This is a genomic window from Streptomyces africanus (assembly GCF_002150735.1).
GTDB lineage: Bacteria > Actinomycetota > Actinomycetes > Streptomycetales > Streptomycetaceae > Streptomyces > Streptomyces africanus.
This window is the reverse complement of record NZ_MUKA01000104.1, coordinates 1-12,223: the sequence shown is the minus strand read 5'-3', so window position 1 is coordinate 12,223 and position 12,223 is coordinate 1. Positions and strand designations below refer to the sequence as shown.

Genomic DNA, 12,223 nt, shown 5'->3' with positions numbered 1-12,223 from the left:
GGGGTGCGGAAGTTCAGGACAGGCGGTCCGCTGCCGACTGCGCCAGTGCGGTCAGAGCGCTGCAGGCGTGCGCCGGTACGTCCATGTCGTGGAGAGCGCCGAGTGCCTCATGGACGCGTGCGCCGATCATGGCCTCGATGCGATCGGGTGCCTTCAGTCGGCGCATCATCTCGCGCACCGTGTCCAGGGCATCCGTATCCGCGCGGCGGCGGCCCAGCAGGACACGCAGCCGTTCGCGGTCTTCGTGATCGGCAAGACGCCAGGTCTCCGCCAGCAGGGCCGTGGGCCGGTGGCCGCGCACGTCGTCGGTGTTGGCCTTGCCGGTGCGTTCCGGATCTCCGAACAGGCCGAGCAGATCGTCCCGCAGCTGGAACGCCTCTCCCAGCGGCAGCCCGTACGCGGAGTAGCCCTCGCGCAACTGCGCGCCCGCCCCGGCCAGAGCGCCGCCGATCAGCAGGGGCTGCTCGACGGTGTACTTGGCGGTCTTGTAGCGGATCACCTTCAGTGACGCGGTGGTGTCCGGACCGGCTCCGGTGCGCAGGATCTCCAGGCACTCTCCCGCGATCAGCTCGCGTGCCATCACCGACCACAAGGGGCGGGCCCGGGCGAGGTAGGCGGCGGGCAGACCGCTGGTGGTGAACAACTGCCCGGCCAGCGCCATGAGCAGGTCTCCGACCAGCATCGCCAGCGACCTCGCGGCGGCGTCGGCGCGTGGTCGCCGCCGCACGGCACCGCGCAGGGCGATGTGCGCGGTGGGGCGACCGTGCCGCAGCGGGCTGTCGTCGATGAGATCGTCGTGCACGACCGCAGCGGCGTGCACCAGCTCCATGGACGCCGCGGCTCGCACCAGCGCGTCGCTGTCCGGCTGTCCCACGGCGCGCCAGCCCCAGTAGCAGAACGCCGCTCGCAGCCGTTTGCCGTCCGCGACCGCCGCCTCCAACTGCTCGGCCACCGGGGCCAGGAGCGGATCGACCGCGGCGAACTGGTCGGCCTCCCGGGCGGTGAACCGGTGCAGTACCTCGTCGACGCGGGACTTGAAAGCGGCCGGCTCCCACCGGTCAGATGCCATCGGCGGCCCTCCGGACCTGCGCGTGCCGGGCGAGGATCTCCAGGTGGGCCGGAGGTGCGGACGCGTACCGGTCCAGCGCCAGGCGCCCACGGGCCATCAGCTCGCTCTCGGCCTGCGCCGCCAACTCCGCGGTATCCGAACGGCGCAGCAGCCCCCGCAGCGTCCCCACGGCCGAACCCACCGTACTCACCGTCAGATCGGCCAGCCCGGCCACCAGCAGCACCGCCTGCGCGTCCAGGCCGTCGCGCCGTCCCGCTTCTCGCGTCATGCTGTTCCCCCCCGCTCACACAACATCCGGGCGGCGCCGGTCACGCGCCGTTCTTCCGAGCATTGGCCAGACCGGGCGCGAGAGCACAAGAACTCACGATCGAGTGATCACATCGCTCGACTGTTCGCCCGTCCCGCCGGCAGAGTCCGGCCCCCTGGTCAGGGGGCGGTTCACCGACGGAGCCGGGGCGCGAGGACCGTGCGCACGACCTTGGCCACCTTGCTCGCGGCGGATCCGTCCTCCTCTTCTTCTTCGGATTCCGGTTCCAGCATCCGCTGGATCCGCAGCAGCAGTTGGTTGGTCGACCGCCAGAGCGGGACGAACAGGCCGGCGACCGGACCTACGCCGTGGATCGGGCCGTCGGACAGCTCGGTGACCTTCTTGGCGATCGCGACCGTTGCCGGGTCCCGAAGGATCACGTGCACCTCATCGTCGACCAGCCTGATCTCCATCCTGCGGGCGGCGGCTTCCTCCGGATTCGCGTCCGTGGTCGTCTCCGGATCCAGTTCGTCGATCTTGGCGGCGACCGCGTCCGGGTCGACCCCGAGTTCGCGCAGCACCCTGGCCGCCATGCTGTTCTCGGCCCGCAGCATCGCCTCGAGCAGGTGATGGCTGCCGACCGGTGCGCCACCGGCCAGCGCGCTGGCGGCGGACACGGTGTCCTCGGTGGCAGGGGTGCCGGCCGGCCAGGGGCCGGCCGCGGCGTCCCGCGATCCGTCCGACGAGGCCAGCACCGCGGCGCGGATCTTGCTGATCGGATTGATCCGCTCGGCGAGCACCTGCGCGCCGACGCCCTCACCTTCCCTGACCAGGGCGAGCAGGATGTGTTCCGTACCGATGGAGTTGTGGTGCAGCTGCTGCGCCTCGCGCAGGGCGAGTTCCAGCGTCTTCTTCGCGCGCGGCGCGAACGGGATGTGGCCGCTCAGCTCCTCCGTACCGGGCTTGACCACCGCGGCGATATCGGCCTGCGCCGTCTCCTTGTCGTACCCGAGCTCGTGCAGAACCTTCGCCGCAGTGCTGTCCGGCACGTCGAGCAGCCCCAGCAGGAGGTGCTCCGTGCCGATGTGGTGGTGCCTGAGCAGCCTCGCCTGCTCCTGGGCCGTGACGACCACGCGACGGGCTTTCACCGTGAACCTCTCAAAAGTCATGGTTCCATGGTCCCAACCCTGTCAATACACTGTCATTGACAGGGTTACCGTGGCGAAGGGAGGGTGTGATGGAGACACCGTCGGACTGGGAGGACCGGCTCGCGCGCTGGCAGAACGAGCTGGAGTTGTTCGAGCAGCTGGACGAGACGCCCTGGGTCACGCTCGCCAGGGCGGAAGCCGAAACCGGGGTCTCCCGCTCGGCTCTGCGGTCCTGGTACCGCAACGGCGAGATCCAGTCCCGGCTGGTGGACGGCCCGAACGGGCCGCAGCGCCTGGTCCAGCTGGACGCGGTGATCGAGCGCGCCGCCGCGTCACCGCGCATTCAACGCAGGGCGGAACGCGAAGTCAGCCTGGAAGCCCAGGTCACCCTGCTACGGCACCGGGTTGACCAACTCGAACTGCGGCTGGCCGCGTTGGAGCGGAAGTCACCGGCGTGAGCGGCCGTGAATGCGGCAGCCGCTTTCAAAGTCGGATCTGGGCGTGACGGCGTTGTTCCTGACGGTCGGTCTTCCCGGGGCCGGAAAGACCACGAGAGCTCGACAGCTGGCCAAGGAGCACAACGCGCTGCGGCTGACGCCTGATGAGTGGATGCTCCCGCTGTTCGGTGATCCGCAGCCGGCCGGGAAGCGCCATGTGCTGGAAGGACGGCTGCTCTGGCTGGGGCTGGAGGCGCTGAAGCTGGGAACGAACGTGGTCTTGGATTTCGGATGCTGGTCTCGTGACGAGAGGTCCGCGATCCGCTGGTTGGTGATGTCTGTGGGCGCGTCCTGTCAACTCGTGTACATGCCGGTGGACCATGAGACCCAACGCGCTCGGATCGCCCATCGCCAGTCGACCACCCCTGATCAGACCTTCGTGATGAGCGAGACGGAGCTCTTGCACTGGAGGACGTTGTTCGAGGAGCCCGACGCCACGGAACTCGATGGACATGAGGTAGGAGGTCCGCCTCCTGGGTGGTCAGGCTGGCTGGAGTGGGCCGCCGATCGGTGGCCATCGCTTGTGTGACTGTCCGGCCAACCTTGAAGAACAAGCTGAGGGCCTCCGCATACCCGGAATACCCGCGCGGACGGGGGTCGTTGATCATTCAGGCACCGGTCTGACGACGGAGCCAGGAGTCACTTCCGAGAGAACGGAGTGTCCGGCGTGGACGTCTTCATCATCGGCATCACCGGCGGTATCGGTGGTCTGCTTGCGCAGAAGCTGCGTACTCGGGGAGACGCCGTGCACGGGCTCGTTCGCCGGGACGAACAGCAGGCTGAACTCGCAACGAGAGGCGTGAACGCACGAGTCGGTGATCTCTCCGGCATGACGGTGGAACAACTGGCGGCAGCATTCGGTGACGTCGACGTGATCGTCTTCAGCGCCGGATCGAATGGCGGCAGCAGGGAGGTCACGACGGCGATCGACGGCGATGGGGTCGTCAAAGCGATCGAAGCGGCACGCATCGGCGGCGTGGAGCGCTTTGCGCTGGTATCGGTGCTCCCGGAATCATGGCGGGAACGCGACCTCGGCGAGGACGTCGAGTACTACTTCGCCGTGAAGAAGGCCGCGGACGTCGCGCTCAGCCGCAGCGATCTGAATTGGCTGATCCTCCGTCCGTCACTCCTTCTCGACGGCCCGGGAACCGGCACCGTATCGCTCGGGCCGGCAGAGCTCCACGGTGAGATCACTCGCGACGACGTCGCCGCCACCCTCGCTGAACTGCTCCACGAGCCCCGGATCGGCCGGCAGATCCTCGAACTCAACACAGGGTCGACACCCATCGAAGAAGCGGTCCGAGCGAACGTCCGCTCTTGACCTGACTGGGACTGGGCGAATAGGCCAGCGGGGGAGCCGGCGGGTACGGGGTCGGAATGGCCGCTGCCGACACGGAATGCACCGGCATCGATTCCGACCCAGCGGCCCGGAGCCCGCGGCAGCAGCACGCTCCGGACAACATCCTGGCGGTCACCCGCATCGCATCCCCGGCAACCGAGCTCAGACGATCTTGAGCGTGGTGCCGTTGTCTTCGAGCGCGGTGGTTTCGCCGGCGGGTGCGGTCGTGTCGGTGACGAGGATGTGCACCAGCGTGGAGGGGCCGACATAGGCGTGGGTGGTGCGGCCGAGTTTGCTGCCGTCGGCGGCGGCGATGATGCGGCGCGCCGAGGCGATGACCGCCTTCTTCACCGCTGCTTCGTCGAGGTCGTAGGCGGTCATGCCGTCCCCGGCGGTCAAGCCGCAGCAGCCCAGGACGGCGGTGTCGAAACGCAGCGCCGCGAGGGAGGCGAGGGCGAGGGGCCCGGTGAGAGCTCCCTCGCCCGCGCGGGGCCGGCCTCCGGGGACCAGGAGCGAGGTCGGTTCAGGGGCGTCACTGAGGATGTGGATCGCCTGCAGTGACAAGGGCATGACCGTGACCTGTCGTCCGTGCAGCAGGCGTGCCACTTCCAGACAGGTCGTCCCGCTGTCGAGCAGGACGGTTTCGCCGTCGGTGATGAGGGAGGCCACCTCCGCCGCGATCCGGCGCTTGGCGTCCGTGGCTTCGTGGGCGCGCAGCGCGAAGGGAGGTTCGTCCCCTCGCAGGAGCAGGGTCCGTGCGCCACCGCGGAACCGTTCGAGGACGCCTTGCGATGCCAGCTGGTCCAGATCGCGACGGATGGTCATCTCCGAGGCACCTGTCAGGTCGGCGAGTTCGGTGACTGTGGCCGTTCCTGCCTCCTGGACGGCCTGGGCGATGAGTCGGTGACGCTCACTGGTGCTCATACCGTGATTCAACACCACCCGGACCGAACAGTGAAGCTGTGCGGAAGCCTAGGTTTCGAACGGAGTTGTTGTTCGTTATGGTGTCCGGCATGGAAAGAGTGCTGCGGGCATCCCGCGTCGTGACGTTTGTATATTTCGTACTCAATGGCACATTGCTGGGCATGTGGGTGGTGCAGATCCCGGCCATCGAGGAACGCGTGGGCATCAGCCACGCGGCCCTGGGCGGGTTCCTCGTGCTGTTGGGAGCGGGGGCCTTCGCCGGCATGCAGGTCGGCGGGCGTCTGTCCGACCGGCTCGGCACACGCACCGTCGTTCCCCTGGCCGGAGTGCTGTGCAGCGCGACCCTGATACTGCCTGGTCTCGCCCGAGAACCCTGGACCCTCGGAGCGGCGCTCCTGCTCTTCGGGTTCGGAAACGGCACCCTCGACGTCAGCATGAACGCGCATGCCGTGCAGGTGGAGAAGGCGTACGAGCGGCCTGTCATGTCGGCCTTCCACGCCACGTTCTCCGTCGGTGGTGTCCTGGCCGCGCTCGCCGGTGCCGCCGCCATCGACATCGGCTTGGGCCTGGCCACGACACTGGGCACCGCCGCAGGCGTCGGCGTCGTCATCGCCCTGGTGTCGGCTCGTGGCCTCCTGCCCACCGTGTCGACCGCCCCCGCAGCCGATGCCGAGGGTGACCCTGACGTGAAGAAGCGGCCCGTTCCCGCCCGGATCCGGCTCCTGGCCGTCCTGGCTCTGCTGGTCATGCTGTGCGAGGGAGCCGCCAACGACTGGAGCGTCCTCCATCTCAAGTCCGTCCTGGACGCGCCGGAGAGCACCGCCGCCTTCGCCTATGGGACCTACGCGGCCACCATGACCATCGGCAGGCTCCTGGCGGACCGGATGTCCGCGCGCATCGGACCGGTCGCCGTCCTTCGGTACGGCGCGGCTCTGGCCGCCGTCGGCATCACGGCCGTGGCCCTCTCACCCTGGATCTGGGCCGCGCTGACCGGCTGGGCGCTGTTCGGCCTGGGCCTGTCCGGCTGTATCCCGCAACTGTTCAGCGCCGCCGGACACGCCGACCCCGCAGCCGCGGGCACCAACGTCTCCCGGGTCGCCGGACTCGGCTACATCGGCATGCTCGCAGGCCCCGCCGTCATCGGCTGGATGACCCATTTCATGGCGCTCGATCACACGTTCCTGCTGCTCACCCTGTTCTGCGCGACCGCCGCCGCGGCGGCCGGCATCCTGCGCCCCTCTCCAGACCGGCCGCGCACGGTCGAGCTTTCCTCCTGACGAGCCGCGTCCTGCTCGATGGTGCCGTGGAAGCCGAAGGGGGCAGGGATCACGCCTGCGTCTGCGGCGCGCTTGCGACGTACTGGTTCAAGGCAGCCAATGAGGGGCTGGTTGCGTGAGATGCGGTGAGAAGGGCACCGTAGACGGCTGAGGAGGCTGCTCGTCTCACGTAGCCGGCGACATCCGGCGGCCATGCGTCACGTTCTTGGTGAATGAGCAGAGAAACTGCCCCGTGTACGCCGGCACACAGCAATCTGGTGGTTTCGGTCTTGTTCTCAACCGGTACTCCGGCATCCAGGCAGGCAGCCACCTTCTCGCGAAAATAGCGAAAGCACGCATCTTCGTTCTGACGGCTGGCTTCTGTGGCCGTGCCGGCCATCACCAGTCTGTATGGGGACGGATGGCGAAGTCCAAATGAGATATAGGCGACGCAGGTTTCGTAGAGCGCCGTCACCGGATCGGGGACGTCCCGGGAAACCACTTCCAACTCGCTGAACAGTGATCTCCATACGCGCAGGCACGTCGCATGGACGAGCTCCGTCTTCGAGGCGAAGTGGAGGTAGACGGCTGGGGGACTGACTCCCGCCCGTGCCGCTACCGCACGAATCGTGAGAGCCTCGGCGCCACCGTCTTCCAGAAGCTGATCGGCGATGTCGAGAAACTGGTCCCGGAGCAAACCGCCTTGGCCCTTCCTGGCGCGAACTCGGGAGCCGGTCACGGCTGTGATCCAGCCTTTGGCCTGACGGCGGTGACCACCTGGGTCACCCGGGCGCACAGTTCACCGCCGGCGTCATGAATGTTGACCTCGACGACAGTGTTGCGCCCCACACGCAAGGGGCCGGCTGTGGCGACGACGTCTGTGTGTGCCGGACGAAGGAAGTGCGTGGACGACTCCACGGTGGCCGGTGCCGCGCCGGTTGGCCCGTTGAGAGCGGCGCACACGGCAGCGCAGACGTCGGCGAGTCCCATCAACGCTCCTCCGTGCAGACCACCGCCCACCGTGGACAGAGAGAGATCGTGCGCCAGCGTGGCGCGAACGCTGACTGCCGAGATCTCGTCGAACACGACTCCGAGCGTCTTGGCGTACGGGGCGAGCGCGTAGACCTCTTCGGCATCAAGTGTGAGCACCCGGCTACTCCGATCGAAGCTGATGGTTAACGACGTTAACTTAACGTCGTTAACCCATGCCGTCAATGAGCACGTGGTCTCGATGGTCGTCCGGACAGCGGACTCCCACCAGGCCCCGGTGTTCGGAACGCGTTCGGAATGAGTGCTCACTCCATCCCAGACTCGTCACCGTTCATCCCACCCGCTCACGGGGTCGGGTCCGGACCCCCTCGTCTCCCTCCCGGACAACTCCCTCCGGGACATGAGGGGCTGTCGACAACAGGAGTGGTCATGCTCAACAGGCCTGACCGCGGAGCACCGGTGACACCGGCACCCCTCGGACCTGCGCGTTCCGGCCTGTCCCGGACAGCATGGCGGTTGTCCGGGGGAGCCCTCAGCGGACGCTTGCCGTTGGGGCAAAATCAACTTCCCATGGGCTGGTGCGCATCCTGTCGTACGAGGACACGGCGCGTGGCAGTCGGTTCTTTCATGGGGCGGTGGCGAGAAGGTCCCGGGATCCGAGGCTGTCCAGTGGTCGGTGCCCCGGAAGGACATCGCCGACGCGGAGATCAAGCCGTTCAGCGTGGCCGAGTCCGACTTCAAGGTCTCCTTCCGCGACGGTTCGGGGGCCCGGCTGACGTCTTCGTCGTACGGCGCCCGGAGAATCGTGGCTCTTCTCGGTTCCGGGACGCCCAGCCGGTCCGGACAGGCCGACACGATCCGCGTCCCGCCCGCCAAAAGCCCTTGAGAGGCCGGACCCACGGCCAGTTCGAGCCGGGACCTTCAGGAGGCGGCTCGGGGAAGTATGCCGGTCCGGGCCAGTCCGCCGAGCCAGGCCGCGGAGGGCTTGGGGGTGCGTTCGAAGGTGTCGGGATCGACGGAGATGAGGCCGAAGGTGGGTGTGTAGGAGCCCCATTCGTAGTTGTCGAGGGCGCTCCAGTGGAGGTAGCCACGTACGTCGAGGCCGTCCTCCAGGGCGGCGGAGACTTCCTGGAGCGCCCCGGTGGTGTAGGCGATGCGGCGTGTGTCGTCGCCGGTGGCGATGCCGTTCTCGGTGACGATCAGAGGGACGTCGCCGACGATCTCGGCGGTGTGGCGCAGGGCGTGGCCGACCGCTCGGGGGTAGTACTCCCAGCCGGTGAGGGTGCGTTCGGCGTCGTCGGGGGCGGGGACGGGGCCGTCGGTGGTGATCCTGGTGCGAGTGTAGGACTGGACGCCGATCCAGTCGTCGTCACGGGCGACTTCGATGAAGACGTCTTCGCGGGGGTGGCTGTAGGCGGCGGTGGCGGCTTCGGCGCCGGGCAGGGCCTGGTAGACCTGGTTGGCGATCGACCAGCCGACCTGGATGCCGGCGGAGATCGCCTTGACGGCGGCCGTCGCACGGTGGTGGGCCTGGATCAGGGCGTCGGTGGTGGCCTTGTCGGGCAGCACGAGTCCCACCTTGGGAGGTGCTTCGGCGCCCAGTTCGCGGACGGCGCCGGCGACCGCGACCATGTTGGGTTCGTTGATGGTGCACACGTGCCGTACGCCGGTGCCGATGATCGGCGCGGTCGCCTGCACGTACCGCTCGAAGAGGCCGGCGGCGCCGTCCGCGGTCCAGCCTCCACGTTCGGCGAACCAGCGCGGGACAGTGAAGTGGTGCAGCGTGACCATCGGTCGCAGGCCGCGTTCGATCGCGCCGTCGACCATGCGGCGGTAGTGGGCGATCTCGGCCCGGGAGAAGTGTCCGGGTGCGGGTTCGATGCGGGCCCATTCGATGCTGAAGCGATAGTCGGTGAAGCCGAGTTCGGCCAGCAGGTCCATGTCCTCGCGCCACCGGTGGTAGCTGTCGGCCGCGTCGCCGCTCGGCTCGGCGATGGACCCGCCGTTGTGTTCCATGTGCCACCAGTCGCTGTTGACGTTGTTGCCCTCGATCTGGTGGGCGGCGGTGGACGCGCCCCACAGGAAACCGTCGGGGAAGCGGAGACCGTCGGCGGTGACGTTCATGGCTGGGCCTTTCCTGGGTCGTGCCGGGTGTCGGTCAGCGGTTGCGCGTGGGCCCGCGTGTCAGGGAGCCGAGGGGCCGGGCCAGATGGCCGAGGCGTCGTCGCGGTGGGGGTCGGGCAGCCGGATCGGGCGGACGGAGACGGTGTGTTCGCGTCCCTCCGTGACGGCCGTCCACGGGGCGGGGCGACCGGCGTAGCACAAGGTGGTCAGGGCGAACACGCCGTCAGCGTAGACCTCGACGTATTCGCCGATGGTGAGGATGCGCAGCACGGCCGCGGAGCTGGGCAGGAGGGTTTCGGCGAGCCGGGAGCCGTCCGGGCCGGTGACCCAGAGGTGCTTGCCGTCGCAGCCGACGGCAAGGGTGGCGCGACCGCTGCCCGGGACATCGGTACGCAGGGTGACCTCGACGGGCCCGGACACGGCGATGTCGCCGACCGCGTGCAGGGTCGGGTGGTCCGTCTTCTCATCGAGCCAGGTGTCCAGGCCGGGCCACCATTCGAGGCGGGGTGCCGCATCCGGGGGTGTGACGAGGAGTTTCGGCTGGGCGAGCATGCCGCGGCAGCTCGTGCCGGCGTCGGTGAGGCCGACGCGGCGGGGGGTCGTGTGCAGGACCACCCGAGAGCCGTCAGGCGCGGTCGTGACGCGGGGGGCGTAGGCGCCGGACGGCCCGAGGGGGCCGCGGCGGGTCCAAGGCCCACGCAGGCGTGGGGCGGTCCATGCCTCAAAGCCCTGCGCGGAGCCGATGGAGCCGAGCAGCAGCCAGGTCCCGTCGTCGAGACGTTCGAGGACCGGGCACTCCAGTTCGTTGACGTCGCCGGGGGAGATGAGCGGCGGGTGGACGGTCCAGTGTTCCAGGTCGTCCGAGGTGGCGAGGGCGACACATCCGCTGACCTCGACCGGCAGCGAGGCGTCGCTGGCGCAGACGACCATGATCCAGCCGTCTGACTCGTCGTCGGGTACGACGAAGGGGTCGCGCCAGCCCATGCGTTCCGTGGTGCGGTACCAGCGTGGGTCGGCCTCGACGACCGGCCCCGTGGCGTGGCGGCGCCATCCGGTGCCGTCGAGGCGGTCGGAGTAGGCGAGCCCCACGGCCTGGAGCGGCCAGCCTCCGGGCGTGAGTCCGCGGACACCGGTGTAGAACATGGCGAGCCCGTCACCGTGGGGAAAGGGGTGCATCGTCCACACGGCCTGCTGGTCGAAGCGGCCGGGCAGGCCGGTGCCGAAGGCGGTGCCCTGCGGCTGCCAGTGCACCAGGTCGGTGGAGGTGGCCCGGCCGTAGGAAGTCTCCATCCACAGGTGGTCGAACCGCGCTGTCCACGGACCTTGCAGGTGCAGCACCGTGTGCGTGCCGTCCGCGTGGCTCAGCAGGGCGAAGTCGTTCACACAGAGGCCGGGCGGGGCGTAACGCATGGATGACTCCTGGGGCTCTCGGTAGACAAACGCGTGCGCTGAATCGCTGTCACTTCTGCGCTGATGGGAAAGCGGTGCAAGTAAATATGAACGCAAACGCTTGCGCAACCAAAGGTGTGGGTCTACGGTCTGGTCACCCGCGGATCACACCGATGTGAACCGGATCGGAGGGACCTACTGTGACGGCCAGCATCACCGACGTCGCCCGTGCTGTCGGGGTCTCGGCGTCCACCGTGTCCCGCGCGCTGCGCGGCCGACCGGGGGTGTCGGACGAGGTACGGGAGCAGATCGCGGCCGCAGCCGCCTCGCTCGGCTACACCGCGTCGCGTTCGGCGTCCAGCTTGGCCAGCGGTCGCACGCTCACCATCGGCGTCGTCGCCCCGTTCGTGGGCCGCTGGTTCTTCGGCACGGTGCTGGATGCGGCTGAGAACGAGTTCGGTGCGGCCGGGTACGACGTCCTGCTGTACAACCTCGGCTCCCCTGAGGCACGCAAACGCTTCTTCACCAAGATGCCGGTACGCAAACGCGTGGACGCGGTGCTCTCGCTGCTGGTCCACGACGAGGACGAGGCCGACGCGCTGAGGTCGCTCAGGGTGCCGCTCGCCACCTTCTGGACCGCGCCCAGACCCGGCTTCACGGTCGTGGGCATCGACGATCGAGCCGCCGCGCAGAGCGCCGTGCGGCATCTGGTGAACCTCGGCCACCGCAGGATCGGCATGATCGGCGGAACCAGCGGACCCTTGCACTGGACCACTCCGGTCGAGCGACGCCAGGGCTACCTGGACGTCCTGGCGGACGCCGGGATACCGCACGATCCGGCCCTGGAGACGGACGGCGGCTACACGGTCGAGGGCGGCGAGCGCGCCATGACCGAACTGCTGGCCGCTCCCCGCCCGCCGACGGCGGTGTTCGCCCAGTCCGACGAGATGGCCATGGGTGCCCTCCGCGCCCTGCGGCTGCACCGGTTGAAGGCGCCGGACGACATGTCCGTCATCGGCCTCGACGGCCACGAACTTGCCGAGGTGCTCGGGCTGACCACCATCGCCCAGCCGGTCGCGGGCCAGGGTACGGAAGCCGCCCGGCTGTTGCTGCGGCAGTTGGAGGAGCCGGACGCCGCCTCACCCGGGCATGTCCAGGTACCCACCCGCCTGATCCTGCGCGACACCACCGCACCACCACAGCCGCGCGGACCGCAGTAACCGTCCCGGAGCCCCACGCC

General features: G+C 68.8%; 14 protein-coding genes. 6 read left to right on the top strand and 8 right to left on the bottom strand.

Translation table 11 applies throughout. The features are described from left to right. Window positions 1-13 precede the first annotated feature (13 nt). From CCL05_RS15870 to CCL05_RS15860, 3 genes are all read right to left on the bottom strand, one after another. Entirely contained in the window at window positions 14-1,069 is a 1,056-nt protein-coding gene (locus tag CCL05_RS15870) for a polyprenyl synthetase family protein (protein WP_086561151.1), read from the bottom strand. Next, complete coding sequence (locus CCL05_RS15865) at window positions 1,059-1,337, bottom strand: polyprenyl synthetase (RefSeq protein ID WP_086561150.1); 279 nt, start codon at window positions 1,335-1,337, stop codon at window positions 1,059-1,061. Before CCL05_RS15865 ends, CCL05_RS15870 begins: the two co-directional genes overlap by 11 nt. A gap of 170 nt (window positions 1,338-1,507) precedes the next feature. After that, the gene (locus CCL05_RS15860; protein ID WP_086561149.1) at window positions 1,508-2,485 is read right to left on the bottom strand and encodes a Clp protease N-terminal domain-containing protein; all 978 of its coding nucleotides are present in this window, start codon (window positions 2,483-2,485) and stop codon (window positions 1,508-1,510) included. A gap of 68 nt (window positions 2,486-2,553) precedes the next feature. On the opposite strand from CCL05_RS15860, the gene CCL05_RS15855 reads away from it, so the two are divergent. From CCL05_RS15855 to CCL05_RS15845, 3 genes are all read left to right on the top strand, one after another. Next, entirely contained in the window at window positions 2,554-2,922 is a 369-nt protein-coding gene (locus CCL05_RS15855) for an excisionase (protein WP_086561148.1), read from the top strand. A 43-nt stretch (window positions 2,923-2,965) separates the two neighbouring features. Then, entirely contained in the window at window positions 2,966-3,490 is a 525-nt protein-coding gene (locus tag CCL05_RS15850) for a P-loop nucleotide/nucleoside kinase family protein (RefSeq protein WP_086561164.1), read from the top strand. 138 nt (window positions 3,491-3,628) lie between these two features. Next, on the top strand, window positions 3,629-4,282 hold the full coding sequence (locus CCL05_RS15845) for an NAD(P)H-binding protein (protein ID WP_086561163.1): 654 nt from the start codon (window positions 3,629-3,631) through the stop codon (window positions 4,280-4,282). Window positions 4,283-4,462: 180 nt separating this feature from the next. Here CCL05_RS15845 and CCL05_RS15840 read toward each other — a convergent pair whose 3' ends face one another. Then, window positions 4,463-5,224, bottom strand: a complete 762-nt coding sequence (locus CCL05_RS15840) for a DeoR/GlpR family DNA-binding transcription regulator (RefSeq protein ID WP_086561147.1) — start codon at window positions 5,222-5,224, stop codon at window positions 4,463-4,465. 89 nt (window positions 5,225-5,313) lie between these two features. Between CCL05_RS15840 and CCL05_RS15835 the strand changes: the two genes are divergently transcribed. After that, window positions 5,314-6,501, top strand: a complete 1,188-nt coding sequence (locus tag CCL05_RS15835; protein WP_244204290.1) for an MFS transporter — start codon at window positions 5,314-5,316, stop codon at window positions 6,499-6,501. A 49-nt stretch (window positions 6,502-6,550) separates the two neighbouring features. Here the strand turns inward: CCL05_RS15835 and CCL05_RS15830 are convergent, their stop codons facing one another. Together CCL05_RS15830 and CCL05_RS15825 are read right to left on the bottom strand one after the other, a co-directional pair. Then, window positions 6,551-7,219: a TetR/AcrR family transcriptional regulator gene (locus CCL05_RS15830; RefSeq protein ID WP_086561146.1), complete on the bottom strand. Its 669-nt coding sequence runs from the start codon at window positions 7,217-7,219 to the stop codon at window positions 6,551-6,553. Next, a complete protein-coding gene (locus CCL05_RS15825) occupies window positions 7,216-7,779 on the bottom strand; it encodes a PaaI family thioesterase (protein WP_244204289.1) in 564 nt (187 codons plus the stop codon). Before CCL05_RS15825 ends, CCL05_RS15830 begins: the two co-directional genes overlap by 4 nt. Before the next feature lie 367 nt (window positions 7,780-8,146). On the opposite strand from CCL05_RS15825, the gene CCL05_RS15820 reads away from it, so the two are divergent. Then, entirely contained in the window at window positions 8,147-8,356 is a 210-nt protein-coding gene (locus tag CCL05_RS15820) for a hypothetical protein (protein ID WP_086561145.1), read from the top strand. Between the two features lie 35 nt (window positions 8,357-8,391). On the opposite strand, the gene CCL05_RS15815 is transcribed toward CCL05_RS15820, so the two are convergent. Beyond that, window positions 8,392-9,594, bottom strand: a complete 1,203-nt coding sequence (locus tag CCL05_RS15815) for a glycoside hydrolase family 1 protein (RefSeq protein ID WP_086561144.1) — start codon at window positions 9,592-9,594, stop codon at window positions 8,392-8,394. A 60-nt stretch (window positions 9,595-9,654) separates the two neighbouring features. Next, window positions 9,655-11,004 (bottom strand): glycoside hydrolase family protein, encoded by a 1,350-nt coding sequence (locus CCL05_RS15810; protein WP_086561143.1) that lies wholly within the window; start codon window positions 11,002-11,004, stop codon window positions 9,655-9,657. Window positions 11,005-11,183: 179 nt separating this feature from the next. Here CCL05_RS15810 and CCL05_RS15805 point away from each other — a divergent pair, with 179 nt between their 5' ends. Further along, window positions 11,184-12,203, top strand: a complete 1,020-nt coding sequence (locus CCL05_RS15805) for a LacI family DNA-binding transcriptional regulator (RefSeq protein WP_086561142.1) — start codon at window positions 11,184-11,186, stop codon at window positions 12,201-12,203. The last annotated feature ends 20 nt before the right edge of the window (window positions 12,204-12,223 follow it).

What these genes read in the sequence shown, in the direction of transcription:
- CCL05_RS15870 (WP_086561151.1), bottom strand. Translation starts at nt 1,069, where the DNA reads ATGGCATCTGACCGGTGGGAGCCGGCCGCTTTCAAGTCCCGCGTCGAC.
- CCL05_RS15865 (WP_086561150.1), bottom strand. Translation starts at nt 1,337, where the DNA reads ATGACGCGAGAAGCGGGACGGCGCGACGGCCTGGACGCGCAGGCGGTG.
- CCL05_RS15860 (WP_086561149.1), bottom strand. Translation starts at nt 2,485, where the DNA reads ATGACTTTTGAGAGGTTCACGGTGAAAGCCCGTCGCGTGGTCGTCACG.
- CCL05_RS15855 (WP_086561148.1), top strand. Translation starts at nt 2,554, where the DNA reads ATGGAGACACCGTCGGACTGGGAGGACCGGCTCGCGCGCTGGCAGAAC.
- CCL05_RS15840 (WP_086561147.1), bottom strand. Translation starts at nt 5,224, where the DNA reads ATGAGCACCAGTGAGCGTCACCGACTCATCGCCCAGGCCGTCCAGGAG.
- CCL05_RS15835 (WP_244204290.1), top strand. Translation starts at nt 5,314, where the DNA reads ATGGAAAGAGTGCTGCGGGCATCCCGCGTCGTGACGTTTGTATATTTC.
- CCL05_RS15815 (WP_086561144.1), bottom strand. Translation starts at nt 9,594, where the DNA reads ATGAACGTCACCGCCGACGGTCTCCGCTTCCCCGACGGTTTCCTGTGG.
- CCL05_RS15810 (WP_086561143.1), bottom strand. Translation starts at nt 11,004, where the DNA reads ATGCGTTACGCCCCGCCCGGCCTCTGTGTGAACGACTTCGCCCTGCTG.